This is a genomic window from Casimicrobium huifangae, from assembly GCF_009746125.1.
Classification (GTDB): domain Bacteria; phylum Pseudomonadota; class Gammaproteobacteria; order Burkholderiales; family Casimicrobiaceae; genus Casimicrobium; species Casimicrobium huifangae.
Genome location: NZ_CP041352.1, coordinates 3,815,603 through 3,836,930, shown reverse-complemented (window position 1 = coordinate 3,836,930; position 21,328 = coordinate 3,815,603). Strand labels below are relative to the sequence as shown.

The following is a 21,328-nucleotide window of genomic DNA, read 5'->3' as shown; positions in this document are numbered from 1 at the left end:
AAGGTGGCGATCACCGGAAAGCTCAGCGCGATGCCGAGCAGGCCACCAAGCAGCGTGAGGCAGAGCGATTTTTCGGTCTGCACGCCCTGACGCAGCAGGATCACGTTGTCGGCGCTGCCAGTGGCGACCAGGGTCTTGCGCAAACCCGCGTCGAGCATCAGTACGGCAGCGAACACGAACACCACCAGCGCCATGCCGCCCGCGGTCAGGGCGGTGGTCAGGCGCCGTGTCCACAGGTTGCGCAGGATGTAGCTGAAGGGGATCTTCATGGGTTGCAGCTACGCGACGTGGCGCAGGCCATCCACGATGCGGATGCGGGCCGAGCGGATCGCCGGAAGGATGGCTGCCAGCACGCCCACGAAGATCACCGCACCAAGCTGCCACCAGAGCGTCTCCTGCGACAGCCTGAATACCGGGAAGATGGTGCCGATCAGGCTCTTGAAGGTGGCGATCACCGGAAAGCTCAGCGCGATGCCGAGTAAGCCGCCGAGCAAGGTGAGGCAGAGCGATTCGCCAAAAATCAGGGACACCACGAAGCTAGGCCCGAAGCCGAGCGCCTTCAGCGTGGCGTACTCGCTGATGCGTTCGCGAACGGTCATCGCCATGGTGTTCGCCACTACGGCCAGGATGATGATGATCACCACGAAGCTGACGATCCGGATGGCGCCGACGATGGCCTCGGACTGCGCGACAAAGCCGAGCTGGAATGCCTTTTCCGTCTCGGTCAATGTCTCGGCGATCGAGTTTTTGAACTCATTGTCGATGGCTGCGCTCAGCTCTGCGGCGCGCTGGCCGTCCTTGATGCCGACGACGAACACACCGGCGCGGTCCGCAGCCCGGGGGAAGCTCTGCTTGACTCGCTCGTTCAGATAGTCCCAGTGGAAGTACATCTGCCGTGTCACCGTAGTGTCGTCGCGCGCGTCGAAAATGCCGCGCACGGTGAATTCCCAGGTGCCCGGGTAGATCGTGCCTTGCAGCGGGATCTTGTCACCGATCTTCCAGCCGTAGCTTTCGGCCAGCGCGCGACCGATGATGCAGCCGGTACGGTCGCGCAGCATCGCCTGCATCTGCTCTGGCGGCAACAGAAACTCGGGGTACAGATCGAAGAACACCGGGACGGTGACGGCGAACTGCGGAAAGAAATTCTTCGGTTCCAGATAGATGCCAGCGAACCAGTTGCTGGCCGAGATTTGTGTCACACCGTCGACCGCACGGATGCGTTCGGTGTAGTAGGTGGGCAGCGTAAAGGTGAGCGATATCGAGTTGCGCGTGACCAGGCGATTCGCGGAGGCCATATCCGAGCCCGCGTACCAGGCATCCACTACAGTGCGCAGCAGACCGAAGGCAATCACCGCGATGACCAGCCCGACAATGGTCAGCAGGCTGCGCAGCCGCGCGCGGAAGATGTTCTTCAGGATCAGTTTGAACAGCATGATCGGATCAATGCGTCAATCGCCAGCCGCAACCAGCTCGGTGCCCAGCAGCTCGCCCTTTTCAAGGTGCGTGACGTGGGTGGCCGCCTTCACCGCGCCGGGATCGTGGGTGACCATGATGATGGTCTTGCCCATCTCGCGGTTGAGCTGCTGCAACAGCGCCAGCACGTCGGCGGCGCTGCGCTTGTCGAGGTCACCAGTGGGTTCGTCAGCCACGATCAGCGTCGGGTCGGTGATCAGCGCCCGGGCAATGGCGACACGCTGCTGCTGGCCGCCCGAGAGCTCATTGGGGTAGTGATCGACACGGTCGCTGAGGCCGACCAGCGACAGCGCCAGCAACGCACGTTCCTGTCGCTCGCGGCGCGACAGATCGGTCAGCATCAGCGGTAGTTCAACGTTCTCCAGCGCCGTGAGTACTGGCATCAGGTTGTAGAACTGGAATACAAAGCCAACGTTCGCCGCCCGCCAGTCCGCCAGCTCGGCCTCAGTCAGTTCGGCGATGTCGAGCCCGCCGACAGTCAACTCGCCGCCGCTCGGCTTGTCGATGCCGGCGATCAGGTTCAGCAGCGTTGACTTGCCAGAGCCGGAAGGGCCCATCAGCGCGAGAAAGTCGCCGGCAGGAATGTCGAGCGAGATGTCGGTCAGCACTGGCACGTCCTGATCGCCGCGCGTGTAGTGCTTGCTCAGGTTGCGGATGCGCACCAGCGGTGGCGCCGCCGCCGCCTCTGCCGGGCTGACTGCGCCGTCGCTCACTTCTTTGCCGCCTGCACTGCGGCGGCGCCATCGCGCAGCTTGTCGGCGGGTTTCAGCACCACGCGGTCACCGCTCTTGACGCCGTTCACTTCAATGCTGTCGCCCAGGTCGCGGCCCTTGCTGACGGCGGTCAGCTTCACGGTCTTGCCGTCGAACACGAATACCGCCGCCTTGCCGTCGCGCTCGACCAGCGCTTCCTTGCGCACCGCAGCCACTGCTTTGCGGTCGGCTTCCAGTGGCTTCTGCTTGAGGAACGCGGCTTTGGCGCTCATGTCTGGCAGGGTGCGCGGATCGCGTTCGACAAACGCCACCTTCACCAGCACGGTCGCCTTGGCCCGGTCCACCGTCGGCACGATGCGCGAGACCTCTCCCAGCAGCCGCACCTCGGGCAGCGCATCCAGCGTGATCTCGCAGGGGCCGCCCACCACCACCTTGCCGATGCTGGCTTCGGTGACGTCCACCTCCACTTCGAGCGTGCTCATGTCGGCCATCGTCACCACCGCGCCCTTGGAATCGGCAGCGGACGAGAACGGCGTGATGATGTCGCCGACGTTGGCGTTCTTGGTCAGCACCACACCGTCGAACGGCGCGCGGATCAGCGTCTGTTCGACTGACACCGTGGCGGCCCGCGTCTGCGCATCAGCGACGCCGATGGCGGCGTCGAGACTGACCATGCTCGCCTTGGCGCGATCCAGCCGCGCCCTCGCGGTGTCGAGCTGGGCGGCAGAGACGAAGTTTTTCCTGAACAGATCGTCGGTTCGGCGGTAGTTGGCTTCCGCGTCCACCAACTCGGCCTTGCCCTGCTCGAGATTGGCCTTGGCTGCGGCGACGCCGGCGCGCGCCTGGTCACGGTTGGCGGAGACGTCGAGCGCTTCCAGCCGCGCCAGCACCTGCCCGGCCTTCACTACGCTGCCTTCCTGCACGCCCAGAAATTCCAGCCGGCCGGTCGCCTTGGTCGAAACGGCCGCCTTGCGCGCGGCCACCACGCGGCCAGTGGCGTTGAGCAGCGTGTAGGCTTGGGTCGGGAAGGCCGTCGTGACGGTTCCCAGCTCCACCTCCGCCGGTGCGTTGGCGCTGCGCAACGCCAGCAGGGCGACGACCAGCGCAACCACCCCGGCACCAAATCCCCATTTGATCCACTTGCGCCGCCGCCGCGCCGCCAGCGTCGCCGCAGGTGTTGCGCCCTTGTTGAGACTCAGTTTTGCCAGATCAGCTTGTGCCACGGGGCGCGCCCTTCAGTGCGAATTCACATTGGTTCGGCATTGTTGCAGGGAAGGTCGGTGCGCTGGCGCAAGGGCAGGCTGACGCCGGTCAATCCGGCATCGATTCAGCCGAAGACTACTCAGACTCAGTTGCGAGTTGGCAGATCAACTTTTATCGGAAAGCGATATTCAATAAGGGCTCATGGCGTGAAATTGCAAAAGTCGACTTGGCAAGGATTACCATCCGACGCCCAATTAGAATAACGCCTTAGTCAAAAAGCCATTCTTCCCGGTGCCTGTATTTTTCCCTGCCCGCGACGGCAGTTCCCTTTTGTCGCGGGCACTTCGCTGCGGCCAACGCAGTCGTCCTGCCGCATGACCAGCAGCGCGCACAGCCTGACGCCGTCGCCCGCGCGCGAGCGGCAAATCCTGCTGGTGATCACGCTGATGAGCTTCACCAATGTGGTGGACTTCATGGTCATGATGCCGCTGTCGCCGCATCTGATGCGCGAATTCGGCATCGACACCACGCAGTTTGGCCTGCTGGTATCGGCCTACGCGTTCGCGGCGTCGGCAGCGTCACTGCTGATGGCGTCAATCGCTGACCGCTTTGACCGCAAGCACGCGCTGCTGGTGGTCTACGCCGGCCTGATTGTCGGCACGCTGGGCTGCGCGCTGGCGCCCAACTACGCGGCTCTGCTGGCGGCGCGCACTGTGGCCGGGCTGTTTGGCGGCGTGCAGGGTTCGATCGCGTTTTCCATCGTCGGCGATCTGGTGCCCGACGAGCGTCGTGGCCGGGCGATGGGGCTGGTGATGCTGTCGATGTCGCTCTCCGCCGTGCTCGGCGTGCCGCTGTCGATCTACGTGGCCGCGCATGGCGGCTGGCATGTGCCGTTCTTCGCGCTGGCGGCGACCTGCGCGCTGCTGTTCGTCGTCGCGCTCCGTCTGATCCCGAACATGCGCGGCCACATGCGTGCGGCCAGCCATGCCGGTCTCTGGACCGGCTTGTGGCGCGGCTATGCCGAACTGCTTCGAGTACGGAACCACTGGTGGGCGTTTGCCACGTCGGCCCTGTTAACGCTGTCGGGCATGATCGTGATCCCTTACATCGCGCCGTCGCGCATCACCAACGAGGGCATGAGCGAGGTGCAGCTTGCGTATTTCTATCTGGTCGGCGGCGCCGTGACGTTGTTCAGCCGGCCGCTGTTCGGCCGCATGTCTGACCGCTATCCGCGCGCCATCGTCTACTACTGGCTGGTGCTGCTGTCGATCGCGCCGATGCTGCTGATTACCCACACGCTCGGCGTCAACCTGTTCTGGCAACTGGTCGTTGCCGCTTTGTTCTTCATCTTCGTCAGCGGCCGTTTCATCCCGTCGATGGCGCTGGTGACGGCTGCGTCCACGCCGCAGTTGCGCGGCCGCGTGATGTCGTTCAATTCTGCCGTGCAAAACCTGTTCACCGGGCTCGCTGCGGTGATTGGCGGCGCGATGTTGAGCCATACCGCCGGTGGCAGTCTCGCCGGATTCGAAGCGGTTGGACTGCTGTCCTGCCTGTTCGCGCTGGCGTCGCTGTGGACAGCATTCAAGATCCGCACCGTGTCATGAAGCTGACCGTCACGTCGCTTGCCGCCGAGCGCGGTGGCCGCGCTGTATTCGACGGCGTGTCGTTTGCGGCGGAAGCAGGCTCGCTGCTGCGCGTGACCGGTGCTAACGGTGCTGGCAAGACCACGCTGCTGCGTATCCTCGCCGGGCTCGCCGCGCCAGCCGCTGGCGAGGTGCAGTGGCTGGCGGGGGACGCCACGCTGGCGCCTGCGCAGGCGGCGAGCTACGTTGGCCACGCCAATGCCTTCAACGACGCACTGACCGTGCGTGAAAACCTCGCCTACGCCGCCGCGCTGGCCGGGCTTGACGATAGCCGGCAGGGCATCGAATCGGCACTCACCGCTCTGGGCGTGCGCAGCCTGCTCAATCGCCGCTTCGGGACCCTGTCGCAGGGGCAGCGCAAGCGTGCCTCGCTGGCCCGCCTGCTCGCGGGCAGCGCGGGCGGCAGCGCATCGCCCCGCGCGTGGCTGCTTGACGAGCCCTTCGTTGCGCTTGATGTTGACACCCAGGCGCAGCTCGCTGCCGTCATCGCTGCGCGGCTTGCCGCAGGCGGGCTGGTCATCTATACCTCGCATCAGGCGGTCGACATCGCCGCTGCGCGCACCCAGGAGCTGGCGCTATGAGCCTGCGCGTTGCTGTCGGCGCCGTGTTCCGCCGCGAGATGCAGCTCTTCGCGCGGCGCAAGAGTGACTGGGCGAATCCGCTGATGTTCTTCCTGATCGTCTGCTCGCTGTTTCCGTTCGCGGTCGGCAGCGAATCGGAGCGGCTGAAGCTGATCGGCATCGGCGTCATCTTTGTCGGCGCGCTGCTGGCGGCGATGCTCTCGCTGCCAAGGCTGTTTGATGAGGACGCCCGCGACGGCTCGCTGGAACTGCTGCTGACCTCGCCGGAACCGCTCGCGGTGCTGATCCTTGCTCGTGTCACCGCGCTGTCGCTGGCGCTCGGCGTTGCGCTTGCCGCTGTGTCGCCGGTGTTCGCGCTGTTCTACGCCCTGCCCGGTGACGTCGCCGCCATGCTGGCGCTGACCGTAGCGATGGCCGTTCCAACCTTATTGCTGGTGGGGGCGATTGCAGCGGCGCTGCTGGTCTCGGCCCGTGGCGGCGCCATCCTGACCGCCGTGCTGGTGCTGCCGCTGACCATCCCGACGCTGATCTTCGGCGCCGGCGCGGCGCTGCGCGTGCTCTACGGGGAGTCACCGTCGGCGGAGCTGGCGCTTCAGGCCGCCTTCATGCTGCTTGCTCTAGCATTGTGCCCGCTGGCAGCCGCGGCTGCATTGAAGATAAGTACCGATTAGCCGTGGCACGTACCGAGCAACAATCCAACGAAAAATACGGCGGGCGCTGGTTTTGGCGCTACGCCTCGCCCGCTGCGTTCTTTCCGCTCGCCGGCCGCATCGAAGCGCTGTGCTGGGTGCTGGCAATTGTGCTTTCCGCCATCGGCCTCTACCTCGGCTTCTTTGTGGCACCGACCGATGCCCAGCAGGGCGAGGTCTACCGCGTCATCTTCATCCATGTGCCGGCGGCCTGGATGGCCATGGTGATTTATCTGGCGATGGCATTCTGGTCGCTGCTCGGGCTGGTGCTTGGCACCCGGCTGTCGTTCATGATGAGTCACGCGCTGGCGCCCACCGGCGCCATCATGGCCGTGATTTCGCTTTGGACCGGTGCCCTCTGGGGCCGACCCACCTGGGGCACCTACTGGGTGTGGGACGCGCGGCTCACCTCAACGCTGATCCTGTTCTTCCTCTACGTCGGCTACATGGCGCTGGCGGCGTCGTTCGACGACAAAAAGAAAGGCGACCGCGCCTCGGCGCTGATCGCGCTGGTCGGTGCCATCAATGTGCCGATCATCTACTTCAGCGTAAAGTGGTGGAACACGCTGCACCAAGGCTCCAGTGTGCGGCCGGGCAGTTCGTCGATGGCCACCACCATGCTGGCCGCGATGCTGATCATGACCTTCGCCTTCTGGGCCTACAGCATTGCCGCAGCGATGCACCGGCTGCGCACCGGCATCATTGAGCGCGAGGGCAATGCTGCCTGGCTGCGCGACGCGGTGAAAGGATGGCTGCGATGAACTGGGAATCGTGGAGCGCGTTCTGGGACATGGGCGGCCGTGGCTTCTTTGTCTGGGGCAGTTATGGCGCCTTGTTGATAGCGGTCATTGCGGAACTTGTGAGCCTGCGGCAAGCTCGAAAGTCGGCGCTACAGGCATTGCAGGAAGACCATGACAGTTAAGCAGAAACGACTCGCACTGATTCTCGGCGGCCTCGGCGTCATCGCCGTGGCCGTGGCGCTGGTGTTGACCGCGTTCAACCAGAATCTCGTGTTCTTTTTCACGCCTTCGCAGATCGTTGCCAAAGAGGCACCGGTCGGCCGCACCTTCCGCCTTGGTGGCATGGTGGAGGCCGGCAGCGTCAAGCGCGATGGCGTCAACGTCCAGTTCAAGGTGACCGACACCGCGCAGGTGGTGCCAGTGGCCTATAGCGGCATCCTGCCGGACCTGTTCCGCGAGGGCAAAGGTGTGGTTGCGCAGGGCTCGCTGGGTGACGACGGGGTATTCCGCGCCAAGGAAGTGCTGGCCAAGCACGACGAAAACTACATGCCGCCCGAGGCCGCTACCGCCATCGAAAAGGCCCACAAGGCGCGCGACATGGCGGCGAAGACACTCAAGCAATGATCGCGATGAGTTTCTCCCTCTCCCTTGAGGGGAGAGGGGCCAGCGGAGAGGGTGAAGCCTGCCCCAGTCCTGATCGCTGTGCGACGGCCGCCCCCTCTCCCCGGCCCTCCCCCACGAGGGGGGAGGGAGTTTGCGTATGAACAAGAAACTTCTCCTTCCCATCGCCTTTTTTGCGCTCGCCGCAGTGCTTTACTTTGGGCTGTTCCGCGATCCGCGCGAGGTGCCGTCGCCGCTGATCGGCAAGCCGGCGCCCGCGTTCACGCTGGAAACGCTGGACAATCCCGCGGCGAAGTTCTCGCCGGCCGACATGAAGGGCAAGGTCTGGCTGCTCAACGTGTGGGCGAGCTGGTGCCCGAACTGCAAGGACGAGCACCCGGACCTGATGGACCTGAAGCGGCGCAGCGTGGTGCCCATCATCGGTCTTAACTACAAAGACAAGCGGGAGCTCGGTCTCGACGTGCTGCGCAAAACCGGCGACCCGTACACGGTGAACGCCTTCGACCCGGGCGGCAAGGCCGCACTCGACTGGGGCGTCTACGGCGCCCCGGAAACCTTCCTGATCGACCGCGACGGCATCATCCGCGCCAAACATGTTGGCCCGATCTCGCCGGAAATCTTCGCGACCAAATTCGCCTCGTTTCTGAAGTAACGGCTTTTTGCGAAAAGTCGCATTGCGCTAGGGCTCAAAACCCGATTCCGGCTAAAGTCGACCCAAGCCGAAAAGGCGGCCTGCGCCCAAATTGGGCGCGGCTTTCAGACAAAAGTTGATCTCGCAATAGCCGCTTCGCGCCAGCAACAAAGCTGGCCCGAACAGGTAACATTTGCAGAATTACTTTAGACCTAAAGCATTATGACTGCCGGAAACAATGCATTGGCCAGTCTCGCTGGCTTCCGCGATCAGTTCGTGATCCCCGATGGCGTGATCTACCTCGACGGCAATTCGCTCGGCGTGCTGCCGAAAGCGGCGATCACGGCGGTGCGGCGCACGGTGGAGGAGGAGTGGGGGCAGGGCCTGATCCGCTCGTGGAACACGGCGGACTGGGTCAACGCGCCGCGCCGCTGTGGCGACAAGATCGCGCGGCTAATCGGCGCCGACGCGGGTGAAGTGATCGCCTGTGATTCCACCTCGCTCAATCTGTTCAAGGCACTGGTCACGGCGCTGCAACTGCAATCGTTGCGACCGGATGCGGCCGGTCGCAACGTGATCGTCTCCGACATCGATAACTTCCCGACCGATCTCTACATCGCGCAGGGCTTGCAGGCGCTGCTCGCCGAACGCAAGCTTGAACTGCGTTTTGTCAAACGCCACGAGCTTGAGGCCACGCTGCGTGAGGTCGGCTCGCGTACTGCCGTCGTCATGCTGACGCAGGTGGACTATCGCAGTGGCGGACGCTATGTGATGCAGGGTGTCACCGAGGTCGTGCAGTCACACGGCGCGCTGATGCTCTGGGATCTCGCCCATTCCACCTGTGCCTTCCCGGTGTCACTCAATGCCTGCAAGGCCGATCTCGCGGTGGGCTGCACCTACAAATACGTCAACGCCGGGCCGGGCGCGCCAGCCTTTGTGTTCGCGGCCAAGCGGCACCTTGATGCGCTTGATGCGGCCGCGGTGCCGGCGCCCATTTCGGGCTGGTTCGCGCATGAAGCGCCGTTTGCCTTCGACCCGAAATTCCGGGTTGCGCGTGGCGTTGAACGCTTCACCGTCGGCACGCCGCCAATCCTGCAGTTCGCTGCGCTCGAAGCGGCGCTCGATGTCTGGCTCAGCGCAGACATGAACCTCGTGCGCGAAGCGTCGGTCGCGCTGACCACGCGCTTCATCGCGGAAGTGGAGCAGCACTGCGGCGGCATGGGGCTGACGCTCGCTACCCCGCGCGATTCCAGCATTCGCGGCTCGCAGGTATCGTTCCGTCACGCCGAGGGCTACGCCATCATGCAGGCGCTGATCGCACGTGGCGTGATCGGCGACTTCCGCGCGCCAGATATCCTGCGCTTCGGCTTTACGCCGCTGTATGTGACTGAGGCCGATGTCGTCGCGGCCGCCAGTCATTTGCGTGATGTGATGAAGCTGCGCGAATATGAGCGCGCCGAATTCCGCGCCAGGAGCAAGGTGACATGAGCACACCACCAGCAATCACCATCGCGGGCGCCGAAAACGCCCATCAGTCGTTCAAGGATAGCTTCAGCTATTCAAGCTATCTGCGCCTTGAACAGTTGCTCGCCGCCCAGCAGCCGCTGACCGACGCGCACGACGAAGTGCTGTTCATCACCATCCACCATGTGCAGGAAGTGTGGATGAGCCTGATCATCAAGGAGCTCACCGGCGCGATGGCCAAGCTCACTGCCGGTGACTTTGAACCGGCGATGAAAATGCTCGCCCGCGTGTCGCGCGCGCAGGAGCAGATGGGTGCGGCGTGGGAAGTCTTGAAGACCATGACGCCCGCCGACTACCTCGAATTCCGCAGTGCCTTCGGCAAGGCCAGCGGCTTCCAGAGCTGGCAATACCGCACGGTGGAGTTCCTGCTCGGCAACCGCCAGCGCTACATGCTCAAGCCTTTCGCCGAGCAGCCTGACCATCTGGCCAAACTCACCGCGATCATCGAAAGTCCCTCGCTCTACGACATCGCCTTACAGGCGCTGGCCAAGCGCGGCCTGCTGTCGGCGTCCGCACTGCGCAGCACGTTTGACGCCGTCACCGAAAGCAACCCCGAAGTGCTCGCCGCCTGGCTCACCGTCTACCGCAACACGGCGGCGCATTGGGACCTGTATTACCTCGCCGAAAAACTGGTGGATGTGGAAGACAACTTCCGCCGCTGGCGCTTCAATCACGTCACCACGGTGGAGCGCCTGATTGGGCACAAGACCGGCTCCGGCGGCACCACCGGTGTGGGCTACCTGCGTCGCGCGCTGGAGGTGGTGCTGTTCCCCGAGCTCTGGCAGGTGCGCACCGAACTTTGACAGACGTTCAAGCTGTCACGCATTCCCGCTAACATTCAGCCGCCATTCAATTTGACGTAGCGAGGACACCCATGTCAGGCGGCGGATTTCACGTACACGGCCCCCACGATCACGAGCTGGAGCACGCTGCGCAGCACGGCTCGCACGGTGATTCCCACGCTGGCGGCATTGCCGTGGTCACGGCAATCATTGCAACGGTGGGCGCCATGTTCGCCTACATGGGCGGCGCCACCCAGGCCAACGCAGGTCTCTACAAGAACAACGCGGCCATCAAGAAGACCGAGGCCTCCAACCAGTGGAACTACTACCAGGCCAAGAGCAGCAAGCAGAACCTGAGTGAGCTGGCCATTGAGCTGGCGCCCGAGAGCAAAAGAGCGTTCTACACCGAAGAGATCAACCGCTACAAAAAAGAGAAGGCGGACATCAAGAAGGACGCCGAAAAGCTCGAAGCAGAATCGAAGGAATGGGACAAGAAGAGCGATGACGAGATGCACCAGCATCATCGCTGGGCGCAGGCCACCACGGCGCTGCAAATTGCCATTGCCCTCGCGGCGATCGCTTTGCTTACCAAGCGCCGCTGGCTGGAGTACGGCGTTTACGGCGTTGCTGGCCTGGGCTGCGTGATTGGCGCACTGGCGGTGATGCACATCTGATCGGAAACAGATCGAAACCCGGATGCGAGCATCCGGGCTACGTACTACGGACGAGGTTCAGCGTTTGGCTGCGCCGTCCGGCCTGGTGATCACCACTTCGCGCTCATCCAGCATCACTTTCGCCCGGCCATCGCTGAAAGACTCGCCGTTCGCGTATTTCGGGGCAATCACCCAGCGCCCGCGGCGGTCGATGTAACCCAGTTTGCCGGGTGGATCGAGATTGGTTCGCGGCCACAGGTCATTCAGCCCGACCGCAGCGAGCCCTTCGGCGAACACCGGCGGTGACCGGAAGCGGGTACCGAACTTGGCAGTGATCACCACACGGCCGTGCGTGTCGATGAAGCCCACCGGCCCGTTCTCGCGCAGGCGAAACGCGGCCAACCCCTCATGAAACTCAAACGCATCGGCAAAGCGCGGGCGGATGACCCAGCGCCCTTCGGCATCGACAAAACCCACCTTGCCGGAGGCTTGCACCCGCAGCGCCAGCAGGCCCTCGCTGAGCTTGGCCTCGGTCATGGTGGGCAGCGACACCCAGATCGCGCTTTCGACGCCCTGCAGGCGGACGTTGCCCTGACTGTCGATCAGCGCCGACTCGCCACTGCGGTCTTCAACAATCGCGAGCCCGTGGTCGAAGTCCGATCCCGACCGGAAGCGCGGACTGATCACCCACGCACCGCTGGCGTCCTGATACCCGGTCAGCCCCGAGGCCTTGTCGGTGACCGCTTTCAACGCGCCCGCCGCTGGCGCCAACGCGAACGCCGGCGTGGCGGCCGCGCCGAGCAGGGCGAACGACAGCAGCGTCAGGTGAATCAACGCACGGAGCTTCGTGCCGATGGTTGTCACAGTTTTGCCTCGAGAAGCATCTCTTCAAACAGTTTGGCGATGTCAGCAATCGGCTGATACGACGCCGCATCGCCACCATTCACCATCTTGCGCGCATTGAAGTAGTCGGTCTTGCTGCCAATGATGTAGTCCGCCAGTTTGTGTTTGTTGGCGAAGCCGTCACCGGTCAGCATGCCGTGCGCCATGATGTCATAGGCCACCTGCGGCTGCTTCACCAGCAGCGGGTCGAACAGCAGATCGAGGCCGCGCCCGAGCGATACGCCGGCCGCCACGTAGTTGTTCCACCACGTGAGTTGCACGTAGCCGCGCCCAAAGTAGACGTGCTCGTCGCCATGAAAGTGGGTGTAGGTGGCCGATGCGCCACCTGCGAATGCCGCGCCGACAGCGGCTTTCTTGCTGTGCCAGACTTCGGTGCCCGTCGCACCGATCACGAACTGATCACCGTCCTTTTCAACGATCCAGGCACCGCCCAGCACACTGGCGCTCTGAAAGATTTTGCTCAGCTTCGCCAGCAGCACAACATCGTCGCTCTCGATCTTCTTGATCTTCACCGGCGCCTTGTACCGCCGCTTGTTGGCCACCGCAATCTCGTCGATCGGCACCATCACCTCCCACACCTTGATGTGCTTGTCGACCATCAGCGGCTGCTTGTCCGGCCCCAGCACAGGCTTTTTGCCCTTGCCAAGTTTGGGTACCTGCACGGTCTCGGTGATGGTGTGGGATGCCTCCCAGAAGGCGGTTGCCAGCATATAGGCCATCCAGCGCACGTCGGTCACGCGTGAATCCGCCTGCATCATCTGGATCAGCTGCCAGGCGTTGGTCGCGGCCGCGTTGGTGTAGCGCACCTTGAAGTAAAGATGCATCTTGCGGCGAGCCTCGAAGGCAGCGCGGAACTTGGCTTCATCAAAGCCACCGGTGTGGCTGTAGTCGGTTTGCGGTGTGGTCATCGGGGAGGAGTGGCGGGTGAGGCCCGTACAAGGCAGGGCCGTCGTCGTGATGGTTTGGTTTACCGATTTTGGTAACGAGAAATGACATTATCATGAAACGTGCGCAACGAAACCGGGTGCTGGACTATTCAGACAAAGGGAGGCGCGCGAATGTGGGAGGCGATAACGGCGCCCCGACCGCAGTGGTCGAGTGTTCTGGCGTGGTTAAACGGAGAGGACGGACAGTGAGTTGGTGTTCCACCGACGTGGCGAAATCACCAGCGCAGCCACATCTTGCGCACCGGTCGCAAGATCAGGATGCGATCTCAGTCGAGAAGGACGCATCCGCGCCCGGGCGCTTACGCCCGCACGTAGCGCAGGTGCGTGGCGTCCGGCGTATTGAGCACGCTGTCGATGCGGAACTGCGGCAGCGCTTCACCCGGATTCTCGAATAGCCGCCGCCCACTGCCGAACAGGATGGGGGCGAGCGCGATCTCCAGCTCGTCCACCACGCCCATGCTCAGGTATTGCTGGATCACGTTCGCCCCGCCCGAGATGCGGATGTCGCGGTCGCCAGCCACTGCCCGGGCCTGCTCAAGCGCCTTTGCTGGCCCGTCGTTGCAAAAGAAAAAAGTCGTCCCGCCCAGCCGCACCCACGGCTCGCGCTTCGTCTGCGTCAGCACGTATACAGGCGTGTGAAACGGCGCCTCCGCAGGCCAGCTGACCTCGCCCTGCTCAAACATCCGCTTGCCCATGATGCTCACACCGCTGCGCTCCATCGTATGGCGCAGCATGTCGTTCACCGGACCGGTCTCCCCGCCCGTACCAAAGCCAAGGTTCTCGCGGAAATACTGCTGCTTGAGAATCCAGCCCATCAACCCGCCCCACTTCGCGCCCCAGTTCTTGTAGGTTGGATCGCTCCAGTGTGCGAGGCTCATGCCATCTGGGGCCAGGTAGCCGTCGAGGGTTAGGCCGATGTTTACGAAGACTTTGGTCATGGTTGCTCGATTGAAAGGCGGGACGCGGCTTGGCGCATAAGCTAAGTCGTAACTTGGTGGCGACTTGCTTCACAAGAGTCGTCAGATTTTCCCAGCCATGTACTTATCCGTTGCGTTGGCAATCTCGGTAATGAAATGAATGTGCTTACGAAGATCGTCGCGCGTCACTGCATGCTGCTTTGGTTGAGCTTCGCCGGAAGTGGGACGTAGAGAGCGGTGCGCTATGTCTCCTCGCTTCTTAACAAGCCGACTTAACTCGGCTCTTGCCATTGTCGGATCGCAGTTGTTCCAGCTCCACGCTTCAGAGATATCAATAGAAAGGTATTTCTGGAAGATCTGCCGAACTCTCTCTGTATTTGGGCTGTGGAACGTTTTGAGATCGACTTCAAGTGAGTTGCGATAGAAGTCTGAAACGGCGCTCTTAGGTCCGGAGATGGAGTTAACTGCCTCTGTTAGTCGATCCTCAAAATACGTTTCCAACGCGGCAAGCGCCATAACCAAGCTTGCGCGCTTGAGAACCTCAATATCTGGGGGCGGCGGCTTTGTGTTCAGCGAATCGAAATGCTTGAGGAGGTCAGTGGAATCCTGAATCGCGTGTTTGAATGCTTGAATAGCCTGTGAAGTCATTTGAACAATCTAAACGCAATCCATTGACTTATCGCGTATCTCTACCGAGTTACGCAATTTTTACCGGTGCATACTTTGCGCGGGCAAAAAAGCAAAGTGGCTACTTCGCCAGCGCCTTCATAGCATCCGTCAACCCCTGCACCGTCGTCGGGTACATCCTTCCGCCCATCACGTTTTTGATGATGTCGGTGGAGTAGGTGTACTCCCAGCTGCGCTCGGGCATCGGGTTCAGCCAGGCGACGCGCTTGAAGTGGTTGGTCATTCGCTGCAGCCAGACCTTGCCGGTTTCGCTGTTGCTGTATTCAACGCTGCCACCTTCCATCTCGATCTCGTACGGGCTCATCGCGGCGTCGCCGACGAAGATCAGGCGGTAGTCGGGGCCGTACTTGTGCAGCAGGTCCATCGTCAGCGTGCGCTCGGTGGTGCGGCGGCGATTGGTCTTCCACACAAAGTCGTACAGGCAGTTGTGGAAGTAGAAATGCTCTAGCCGCTTGAACTCCATCTTGGCCGCGCTGAACAGCGCCTCGACCTGTTCAACGTGGTCGTCCATTGAGCCGCCGATGTCGAGCAGCAACAGCACCTTTACTGCGTTGCGGCGCTCCGGTCGCATCTGGATCGAGAGCATGCCGGCGTTCTTGCCGGTCTCTTCGAGCGTGTGCGGCAGGTCAAGCTCGTCTACCGCCCCTTCACGCGCGAAGCGGCGCAGGCGGCGCAGCGCGACCTTGATGTTGCGCGTGTTGAAGTCGACGTTGTCGTCGTAATCGCGGAACTGCCGCTCGTCCCACACCTTCACGGCGCTGCGATTGCGGCTCTTGTCCTGCCCAATGCGGATGCCAGCCGGGTTTTCGCCGTAGGCGCCGAAGGGTGAGGTGCCGCCGGTGCCGATCCATTTGTTGCCGCCCTGATGCCGGCCCTGCTGCTCTTCGAGCCGCTTCTTGAGCGTCTCCATCAGCTCATTCCAGTCGAGCGCCTTGAGCTTCTCGCGCTCTTCGGGCGTCAGCATTTTCTCGACGACCTTGCGCAGCCATTCGTCCGGGATCGCGGTCTTCAGATCGACCAGCTCGGACACGCCCTTGAAGTATTCCGCAAACGCGAAATCGAAGCGGTCAAACTTCGTCTCGTCCTTCACCAGCGTCGCTTTCGACAGATAGTAGAAATCGTCGATCGACGGCGAAATCACGTCCTCTTTCAACGCCTCCAGCAGCGTCAGGAACTCGCGCGTCGAAGGCTTAACGCCGCGGTGACGCAGGTGGTAGAAAAAGTCGAGCAGCACGTCGCGATTCTCGCAGAACGCGCGGACAGGGTTCACCCGGCGCTGCTCTCACCGGTTCGCAAGCTGAGGCATCCAATTGAAAACCAGTCGCGCGAGGGCGCTCCGTATGTTCTTATCTTTGCTAGACTGAAGTACCGGGAACTGCTGAATATGACCGTCGGAGTTCCCGGCAAACAACAATAGTTTCACGGAGGTAACTGAAAATGTTGAAGAAAAAGTCTCTGATGCTGTGTATCGCCGCGCTGGTGGCAGGCATGAGCGCGAATGTCCACGCTGAATGCAAATTTTCAGATGGGGGCGTGATTCAAAACAACCATCTCACCCGGTTCAACACCAACCTGACAGGCGAAGAGCCGAACTACTCAAAGGTGTTCACCGACACAAAAATGGCGGGCAAGGAACGTCAGGTAAAGGCGATTGGCAAGTGCGACGTCATTGTGTACCCACACGCCCGCACCGGGAAAGGGCATCTGCGATTCAAGGCGGGGGAAGATGTGAAGGTCGAAGCTGACGCTCGCGGCGTTGGCTGTCAGTGCGCGAAATAGCTTTGCCGCAAATCGACGCGCGCTGAGCGGTCGTTGCAAGCGCCGGGGTATCTGCTCCGGCGCCTGTCTTGTCCTCTCCCGCCAGGCGCGGCCGCGCCGATAGCATCCCTGCAGCAGCTGATGTTCGTCACGCACGCGAACGTTCGTGCCTATGCCGGTATCTATGGCATGTTCCGTAGCAACGTCGCCAACGGCTGCGCCATGACGATCTCGATGCCGTCCTTCTCACCGGTCTCGGTGAACCCCATCGCCTTGTAGAACGGCGACGGATTGCCTTCACGCGGCACGTACGACAGCCGCACCTGTGTGATGCCGGGCCGTGTTGCCGCATAGCGTGCAGCGCCGATGATCGCGGCGGCACCATAGCCACGCCCCTGCTGCTGAAAGTCCACCATCAGGCGCCAGATGTCGATGCTGTCGGCGTGCGCTTCATCCTTGGCGGCCAACGCGGGATCGAGCGTGGGGTCGTAAAGCATGATGAAGCCGACCGGTTTTGCCGCGTCTCCGGCCCCGGCCATGATCGCGCGGGGCACGGCGTTGGCGCTCACACTCGCTTGCGCGATCGACACCGCATTGGTCGCCACCATGCGCTCGCCGACGGCGCCGGGGGTCAGCCGTAGAACGGCGAGCAGGTTGTCGCTGGTGATGGGCTCAAGGCGCACATCGGCTCCTCCCTTCCCTCTCGTGGGGGAGGGTTGGGGAGAGGGGGATGCGTCACTGTGCAGCCGCTCTTCCAGCTTTGCCTTCGCCGCCGGCCACTCGTCGGCCAGCATTGAATACATCACCGTGTCGCGCACCTTGCCGTCGCGGATGCCCAAGTGGTGGCGGATCACGCCATCGCGTTTTGCGCCCAGTCGCTCGATGGCGCGCTGCGAGGCGAAATTCATGTGGCTGGCGCGCCAGCCAACGACCGCGCAACCGAGTGTCTCGAACGCGTGCTGCATCAGCATCAGTTTGCACAGGGTGTTGACCTTGCTGCGCTGGTAACTTTTCGCGTACCAGGTCCAGCCGATTTCGACGCGACGGATGTTGGCTACGATGTCGTGATAACTGGTGCTGCCGATCACCTTGCCTTTGCCGTCGTTGGCAGCGACGTCAATCACTGCGAAGGCGAGGCGCGAGCCCTCGGCGCGCTGCTTGAGCGCCGTCTCGATGTAGCCGCGCGTCTCCTGCGGCTCGGGTACGGAAGTGACGCGGATGTTCCACAGCTCGCCGTCTGCTGCGGCCGCCGCGATGCCGGCCTCATGCGCCAGCGTGAGTGGTTCGAGCCGGATGCCGTCGCGTTCGAGGGTGACTTCGGGGGGCCAGACGGCGGGCGTAGTGGGTGTCGTCATGTCAGTTTCCGGATATGGCTCTCTTGCGAAAGCGTTACTGGATAAGGGCTGGATAGCGTAAAAGCCAGAAAGTCGACTTCAATTGAAATCGACCTGCATGCCCTATTGGATAATGCTTTCATGAAAAAGATGTCGCTGCTTTTGCATTGCCTTTGATCGCCCAGGTCGTCAGTCGCCTGCGCGCGACGGACCGCCGATGCGACGCTTCGCTAACAATGTCACGACCGCATTATTTCCCGGAAGACGCTCTGCCAGCCATGCAGTTTTGACATGCCTGGCTCACTGCTGGGCGATGGCCGCACTATAGTTGCGAGCCACACCAGACTAAGGCTGCTGCGGCGATGCTGCCCGCGCCGACGGTGCCGGGTGGTTTGCAATCGATGACGGGGATGAGCATGTCATACAGCTGGGCTAAAGATTGGCTGAACCGTTTGCATGCACAGGCGCGCAGCGCGCTTGCGTTGCTTGCTGCGTGCCTTGCATTGACCGCATCCGGCGCGTCAGCGGCGCCGATCATCACTGTGGCTGGCACCTGCGACACGCTGGCAAATTCGTCCTTCACCATCACCAATATCGGCACCGCGATGACGGTGAACTACACATGGGAGCTTTACCAGAACAGTGTTTTCCTCACCAGCGGCCCCTTCCTGCTGACTGCGAGCGGAACGCCTGGCGATCACCAGGTGCTCACTATCAACGGGCTGTTCGGTGTTATCGAGGTTCGTGTCAAGGACCAGAACGGCGCGCAGGTGGCCAACGCGTCGGCCACCTGCGTTGAACGGCCGCGGGTCACGATCAACAAGGCGGCGGGTCAAGCTGATCCGGCGAATGCGCTGCCGATCATGTTCACCGCCGTCTTCTCGCGGGCGGTGACCGGCTTCACTGCCAGCGACCTGGTGATCACTGGCATGGCCAATACGCCCATCGTGACATTGACGGATTCTGGCGACCAGCGCACGTTTTCCATCGCGATCAATGGTGTTCGTGATCTCGAAACTGTCCGCGTGACCATTCCGCAAGACGCGGCGCAGGCGGTCAACGATGGACTTGGCAACTTCGCGTCCACGTCCAACGACAACACGGTGGTCTATCAGGCGCCGCCGGTGATTACGGTGGCTGGCACCTGCGACGCCTCGGCCAACTCGCAGTTCGCCATCACCAATATCGGCGGCGCAATGTCGGTGAACTACACGTGGGAGCTTTACCAGAACAGCGTTTTCCTCACCAGCGGCCCGTTTTTGCTGACAGCCGCCGGCACACCCGGAGCCACCCAGGTGCTGACCATCAACGGGCTCTACGGCGCCCTCGCGGTGCGCATCAAGAGCAATACCGGGGTTGAGGTAGCCAACGCGACTGCCACCTGCCAGCCACTCAGCGTCACCATCAATCAGGCCGCCGCGCAGACCGATCCCGCCTCGACCAGTCCGATCAATTTTGATGTCGTCTTCAGTGCCCCGGTGAACGGCTTCATCAATACCGATGTGGTCATTTCCGGCATGGCGGCGGCGCCCGGCGTGACCGTCACCGACAGCGGCGACCACCGGCACTTTACGGTCGCCGTGACCGGTGCCGCCAGCGGCGAGACCATCCGCGCCAGCATTCCAGCCAGTGTGGCGACTGACCGCAGCACCAGCAGCTTCAACACCGCGTCCACCTCCACCGATAACAGTGTGACCTTTGACACCAGCCGCGCAGTGACGGCGATTGTGGTCGACGCAGTGAATCCGCAAATAGTGACCGCGGCGCTGTATGGCTCCGGCATCTGGCGCAGCACCAATGGCGGCAACGCATGGGTCGCAGCCACCACCCAGCCCGGCAATCTCTGGCTGACGGCGCTGCTGGTCGATCCTGCCAACGGTACGCGCTACTACACGGCGTCGCGTGGCGGTGGTGTGTACAAGAGTGCCAACGCCGGCACTACCTGGGCCGCATGCGGCAGTACCGGTCTGGGCAGCTTGCGCATCAATTCGATGGCGATGAACGCGACTGGCACGCTGGTCGTCGGCACCGAGGCGGGCGTGTTCAAGTCAAACGATTGTGGCAACTGGAGTATCGCCAATAGCGGGCTGCCTGTTGCCACTACGATGCCGGTGACTGCGCTGCTGCCCGATCCGCTGGCGGCCAACACGCTCTACGCCGGTGTCGACGGCGCGGGCATTTACAGAACGGTGACTGGCGGTACGGCATGGACGGCGGTAGCCGCGCAACCCGCCAACCTGCGCGTCACGGCGCTGGCGATCAAGCCGGCTGCGGTTGCCACGCTCTATGCGGCGACGATGGGCGGCGGCGTGTTCGTCAGCGCCGACAGCGGCACAAGCTGGTCTGCCTGCGCCGCACTGCCGGGCAGTGCCAATACGCTGTCGCTCAGCATCGATGCCTTGGGCACGCTGGTCGCGGGGACCGAATCCGGCGTTGCGCTGAGCGGCGATGGCTGTGCCAGCTGGTCCAGCATCACGGCAGGCTGGACTGGCAGCGGGCCGCAGGCCACCGGGCAGGGGCCACTCAAATTCACCGCAGTAGCGCAGGCACAGGAAGCGGCGCGCACGCTTCACGCCGGCAATCGCAGCGGCACGGTGCAGCACACCGATTTGCCGCCCGTGTTGGCTGCTGCTGCCGTGTCAGGCACCACCCAAACCACCACGACTTTGACCGCGACCAGTCGCGAAACCGGCAAGGGCGAGTGGATCGTCGTCGCGCGCAACGCGCAGGCGCCAACCTTCGCCCAGGTGAAAGCGGCGGTTTCCTATGCCGGTGTCACAATCGTCGCGTCCGGCAGTGGCGCCATGACGCAGGGCGTCGCGACCAATTTCCCGGTGACTGGCCTGACCGCCGACACCGCCTACGACCTCTATGTCGTCGTCGAGGATGTGCTGACGACCCTCGGCTTCGCACCGCTGAAAGTGCAATTCGCCACGCCGCCCAATACCTACAACATCACGGTGACGGTGAGCCCGCTCGCTGGCGGGACGGCGAGCTGCACGCCGAACCCGGTGAACCAGGGCAGCAGCGCCACCTGCACGGCCGTTGCCAACCCGGCGTACCTGTTTGCCGGCTGGAGCGGCAGTTGCATCGGCTCCACCTGCATGCTGAGCAATGTCACCGCGGCGCAGAGTGTCAATGCCCGTTTTGTGCCGACCCTCAATGTCGATGGCAGTTCGGCTGCGACGCTTTATCACGGCCCCACTGACGGCCAGATCATCGTGCGCTACATGCAGGGGCTGCGTAACGGCGCGCTGACTACGAATCTGGCGGTCAGCGGTGCGGCAGTTACCGACCCGGTGGCGATCGCGACCTATCTCGCCTCGCTGGACACGCTGCTCGACATCGACGGCAACGGCTCGATTGACGCTGCAACCGACGGCCTGCTGATCCTGCGCTACATGCTCGGGCTGCGCGGCAATGCGCTGGTCACTGATGCGTTGGGCCCGGCGCCACGAGCGCGGTCCACTGCCATGGAGATTGAGGCGTGGCTGGCCGGGTTGATGCCGTAGCTGGCAGACCAGCTACG

21 protein-coding genes and 2 pseudogenes are annotated in these 21,328 nt (G+C 62.8%); 12 read left to right on the top strand and 11 right to left on the bottom strand.

Translation table 11 applies throughout. From position 1 onward, the window contains the following. Nucleotides 1-71: 71 nt before the first annotated feature. The 4 genes and pseudogenes from FKL89_RS17345 to FKL89_RS17330 form a co-directional block, all read right to left on the bottom strand. Nucleotides 72-269, bottom strand: a pseudogene (locus FKL89_RS17345) (ABC transporter permease); the annotation flags it as partial. Nucleotides 270-278: 9 nt separating this feature from the next. Then, the gene (locus FKL89_RS17340; protein WP_156863988.1) at nt 279-1,436 is read right to left on the bottom strand and encodes an ABC transporter permease; all 1,158 of its coding nucleotides are present in this window, start codon (nt 1,434-1,436) and stop codon (nt 279-281) included. A 12-nt stretch (nt 1,437-1,448) separates the two neighbouring features. Further along, nucleotides 1,449-2,186 carry an ABC transporter ATP-binding protein gene (locus tag FKL89_RS17335; RefSeq protein WP_156863987.1) on the bottom strand — a complete coding sequence of 246 codons (738 nt, stop codon included), beginning with the start codon at nt 2,184-2,186 and terminating at the stop codon, nt 1,449-1,451. Beyond that, nucleotides 2,183-3,409: an efflux RND transporter periplasmic adaptor subunit gene (locus tag FKL89_RS17330; RefSeq protein ID WP_156863986.1), complete on the bottom strand. Its 1,227-nt coding sequence runs from the start codon at nt 3,407-3,409 to the stop codon at nt 2,183-2,185. The genes FKL89_RS17335 and FKL89_RS17330 overlap by 4 nt, the downstream gene beginning before the upstream one ends. Before the next feature lie 354 nt (nt 3,410-3,763). Between FKL89_RS17330 and FKL89_RS17325 the strand changes: the two genes are divergently transcribed. From FKL89_RS17325 to FKL89_RS17280, 10 genes are all read left to right on the top strand, one after another. Continuing rightward, the gene (locus tag FKL89_RS17325) at nt 3,764-4,993 is read left to right on the top strand and encodes an MFS transporter (RefSeq protein WP_156863985.1); all 1,230 of its coding nucleotides are present in this window, start codon (nt 3,764-3,766) and stop codon (nt 4,991-4,993) included. Further along, nucleotides 4,990-5,613 carry a heme ABC exporter ATP-binding protein CcmA gene (gene ccmA, locus FKL89_RS17320; protein ID WP_156863984.1) on the top strand — a complete coding sequence of 208 codons (624 nt, stop codon included), beginning with the start codon at nt 4,990-4,992 and terminating at the stop codon, nt 5,611-5,613. The genes FKL89_RS17325 and ccmA overlap by 4 nt, the downstream gene beginning before the upstream one ends. Further along, nucleotides 5,610-6,284: a heme exporter protein CcmB gene (ccmB, locus tag FKL89_RS17315; RefSeq protein WP_156863983.1), complete on the top strand. Its 675-nt coding sequence runs from the start codon at nt 5,610-5,612 to the stop codon at nt 6,282-6,284. The genes ccmA and ccmB overlap by 4 nt, the downstream gene beginning before the upstream one ends. 2 nt (nt 6,285-6,286) lie before the next feature. After that, a complete protein-coding gene (gene ccmC / locus FKL89_RS17310; protein WP_156863982.1) occupies nt 6,287-7,063 on the top strand; it encodes a heme ABC transporter permease CcmC in 777 nt (258 codons plus the stop codon). Next, a complete protein-coding gene (gene ccmD / locus FKL89_RS17305) occupies nt 7,060-7,224 on the top strand; it encodes a heme exporter protein CcmD (protein WP_156863981.1) in 165 nt (54 codons plus the stop codon). Before ccmC ends, ccmD begins: the two co-directional genes overlap by 4 nt. Further along, nucleotides 7,214-7,666: a cytochrome c maturation protein CcmE gene (ccmE, locus tag FKL89_RS17300; RefSeq protein WP_156863980.1), complete on the top strand. Its 453-nt coding sequence runs from the start codon at nt 7,214-7,216 to the stop codon at nt 7,664-7,666. Before ccmD ends, ccmE begins: the two co-directional genes overlap by 11 nt. A 136-nt stretch (nt 7,667-7,802) precedes the next feature. Continuing rightward, nucleotides 7,803-8,315, top strand: coding sequence for a DsbE family thiol:disulfide interchange protein (locus FKL89_RS17295; RefSeq protein ID WP_156863979.1), 513 nt, complete (start codon nt 7,803-7,805; stop codon nt 8,313-8,315). A gap of 201 nt (nt 8,316-8,516) precedes the next feature. Next, nucleotides 8,517-9,782, top strand: a complete 1,266-nt coding sequence (gene kynU / locus FKL89_RS17290; protein ID WP_156863978.1) for a kynureninase — start codon at nt 8,517-8,519, stop codon at nt 9,780-9,782. Further along, nucleotides 9,779-10,621: a tryptophan 2,3-dioxygenase gene (locus tag FKL89_RS17285; protein ID WP_156863977.1), complete on the top strand. Its 843-nt coding sequence runs from the start codon at nt 9,779-9,781 to the stop codon at nt 10,619-10,621. The genes kynU and FKL89_RS17285 overlap by 4 nt, the downstream gene beginning before the upstream one ends. A 71-nt stretch (nt 10,622-10,692) precedes the next feature. Continuing rightward, nucleotides 10,693-11,274, top strand: a complete 582-nt coding sequence (locus FKL89_RS17280) for a DUF4337 domain-containing protein (protein WP_156863976.1) — start codon at nt 10,693-10,695, stop codon at nt 11,272-11,274. A 57-nt stretch (nt 11,275-11,331) separates the two neighbouring features. Here FKL89_RS17280 and FKL89_RS17275 read toward each other — a convergent pair whose 3' ends face one another. The 5 genes from FKL89_RS17275 to FKL89_RS17255 all read right to left on the bottom strand — a co-directional run bounded on the left by FKL89_RS17275 (nt 11,332) and on the right by FKL89_RS17255 (nt 15,941). Next, complete coding sequence (locus FKL89_RS17275) at nt 11,332-12,117, bottom strand: WG repeat-containing protein (protein ID WP_156863975.1); 786 nt, start codon at nt 12,115-12,117, stop codon at nt 11,332-11,334. Further along, a complete protein-coding gene (locus FKL89_RS17270; protein ID WP_156863974.1) occupies nt 12,114-13,064 on the bottom strand; it encodes a glycoside hydrolase in 951 nt (316 codons plus the stop codon). Before FKL89_RS17270 ends, FKL89_RS17275 begins: the two co-directional genes overlap by 4 nt. 338 nt (nt 13,065-13,402) lie before the next feature. Beyond that, the gene (locus FKL89_RS17265; RefSeq protein ID WP_156863973.1) at nt 13,403-14,041 is read right to left on the bottom strand and encodes a dihydrofolate reductase family protein; all 639 of its coding nucleotides are present in this window, start codon (nt 14,039-14,041) and stop codon (nt 13,403-13,405) included. A gap of 81 nt (nt 14,042-14,122) precedes the next feature. Further along, a complete protein-coding gene (locus tag FKL89_RS17260) occupies nt 14,123-14,668 on the bottom strand; it encodes a HEPN domain-containing protein (RefSeq protein ID WP_156863972.1) in 546 nt (181 codons plus the stop codon). Between the two features lie 100 nt (nt 14,669-14,768). Next, the gene (locus FKL89_RS17255; protein ID WP_156864768.1) at nt 14,769-15,941 is read right to left on the bottom strand and encodes a vWA domain-containing protein; all 1,173 of its coding nucleotides are present in this window, start codon (nt 15,939-15,941) and stop codon (nt 14,769-14,771) included. Nucleotides 15,942-16,144: 203 nt separating this feature from the next. Between FKL89_RS17255 and FKL89_RS17250 the strand changes: the two genes are divergently transcribed. Next, complete coding sequence (locus FKL89_RS17250) at nt 16,145-16,486, top strand: hypothetical protein (protein ID WP_156863971.1); 342 nt, start codon at nt 16,145-16,147, stop codon at nt 16,484-16,486. 161 nt (nt 16,487-16,647) lie between these two features. Here the strand turns inward: FKL89_RS17250 and FKL89_RS20405 are convergent, their stop codons facing one another. Both FKL89_RS20405 and FKL89_RS20400 read right to left on the bottom strand, forming a co-directional pair. Further along, the gene (locus FKL89_RS20405) at nt 16,648-17,004 is read right to left on the bottom strand and encodes a GNAT family N-acetyltransferase (protein WP_272953741.1); all 357 of its coding nucleotides are present in this window, start codon (nt 17,002-17,004) and stop codon (nt 16,648-16,650) included. A 216-nt stretch (nt 17,005-17,220) separates the two neighbouring features. Further along, nucleotides 17,221-17,820 (bottom strand): annotated as a pseudogene (locus tag FKL89_RS20400) (GNAT family N-acetyltransferase); the annotation flags it as partial. Nucleotides 17,821-18,215: 395 nt separating this feature from the next. Here FKL89_RS20400 and FKL89_RS17240 point away from each other — a divergent pair. Next, nucleotides 18,216-21,311, top strand: coding sequence for an InlB B-repeat-containing protein (locus tag FKL89_RS17240; RefSeq protein WP_156863970.1), 3,096 nt, complete (start codon nt 18,216-18,218; stop codon nt 21,309-21,311). Nucleotides 21,312-21,328 lie beyond the last annotated feature (17 nt).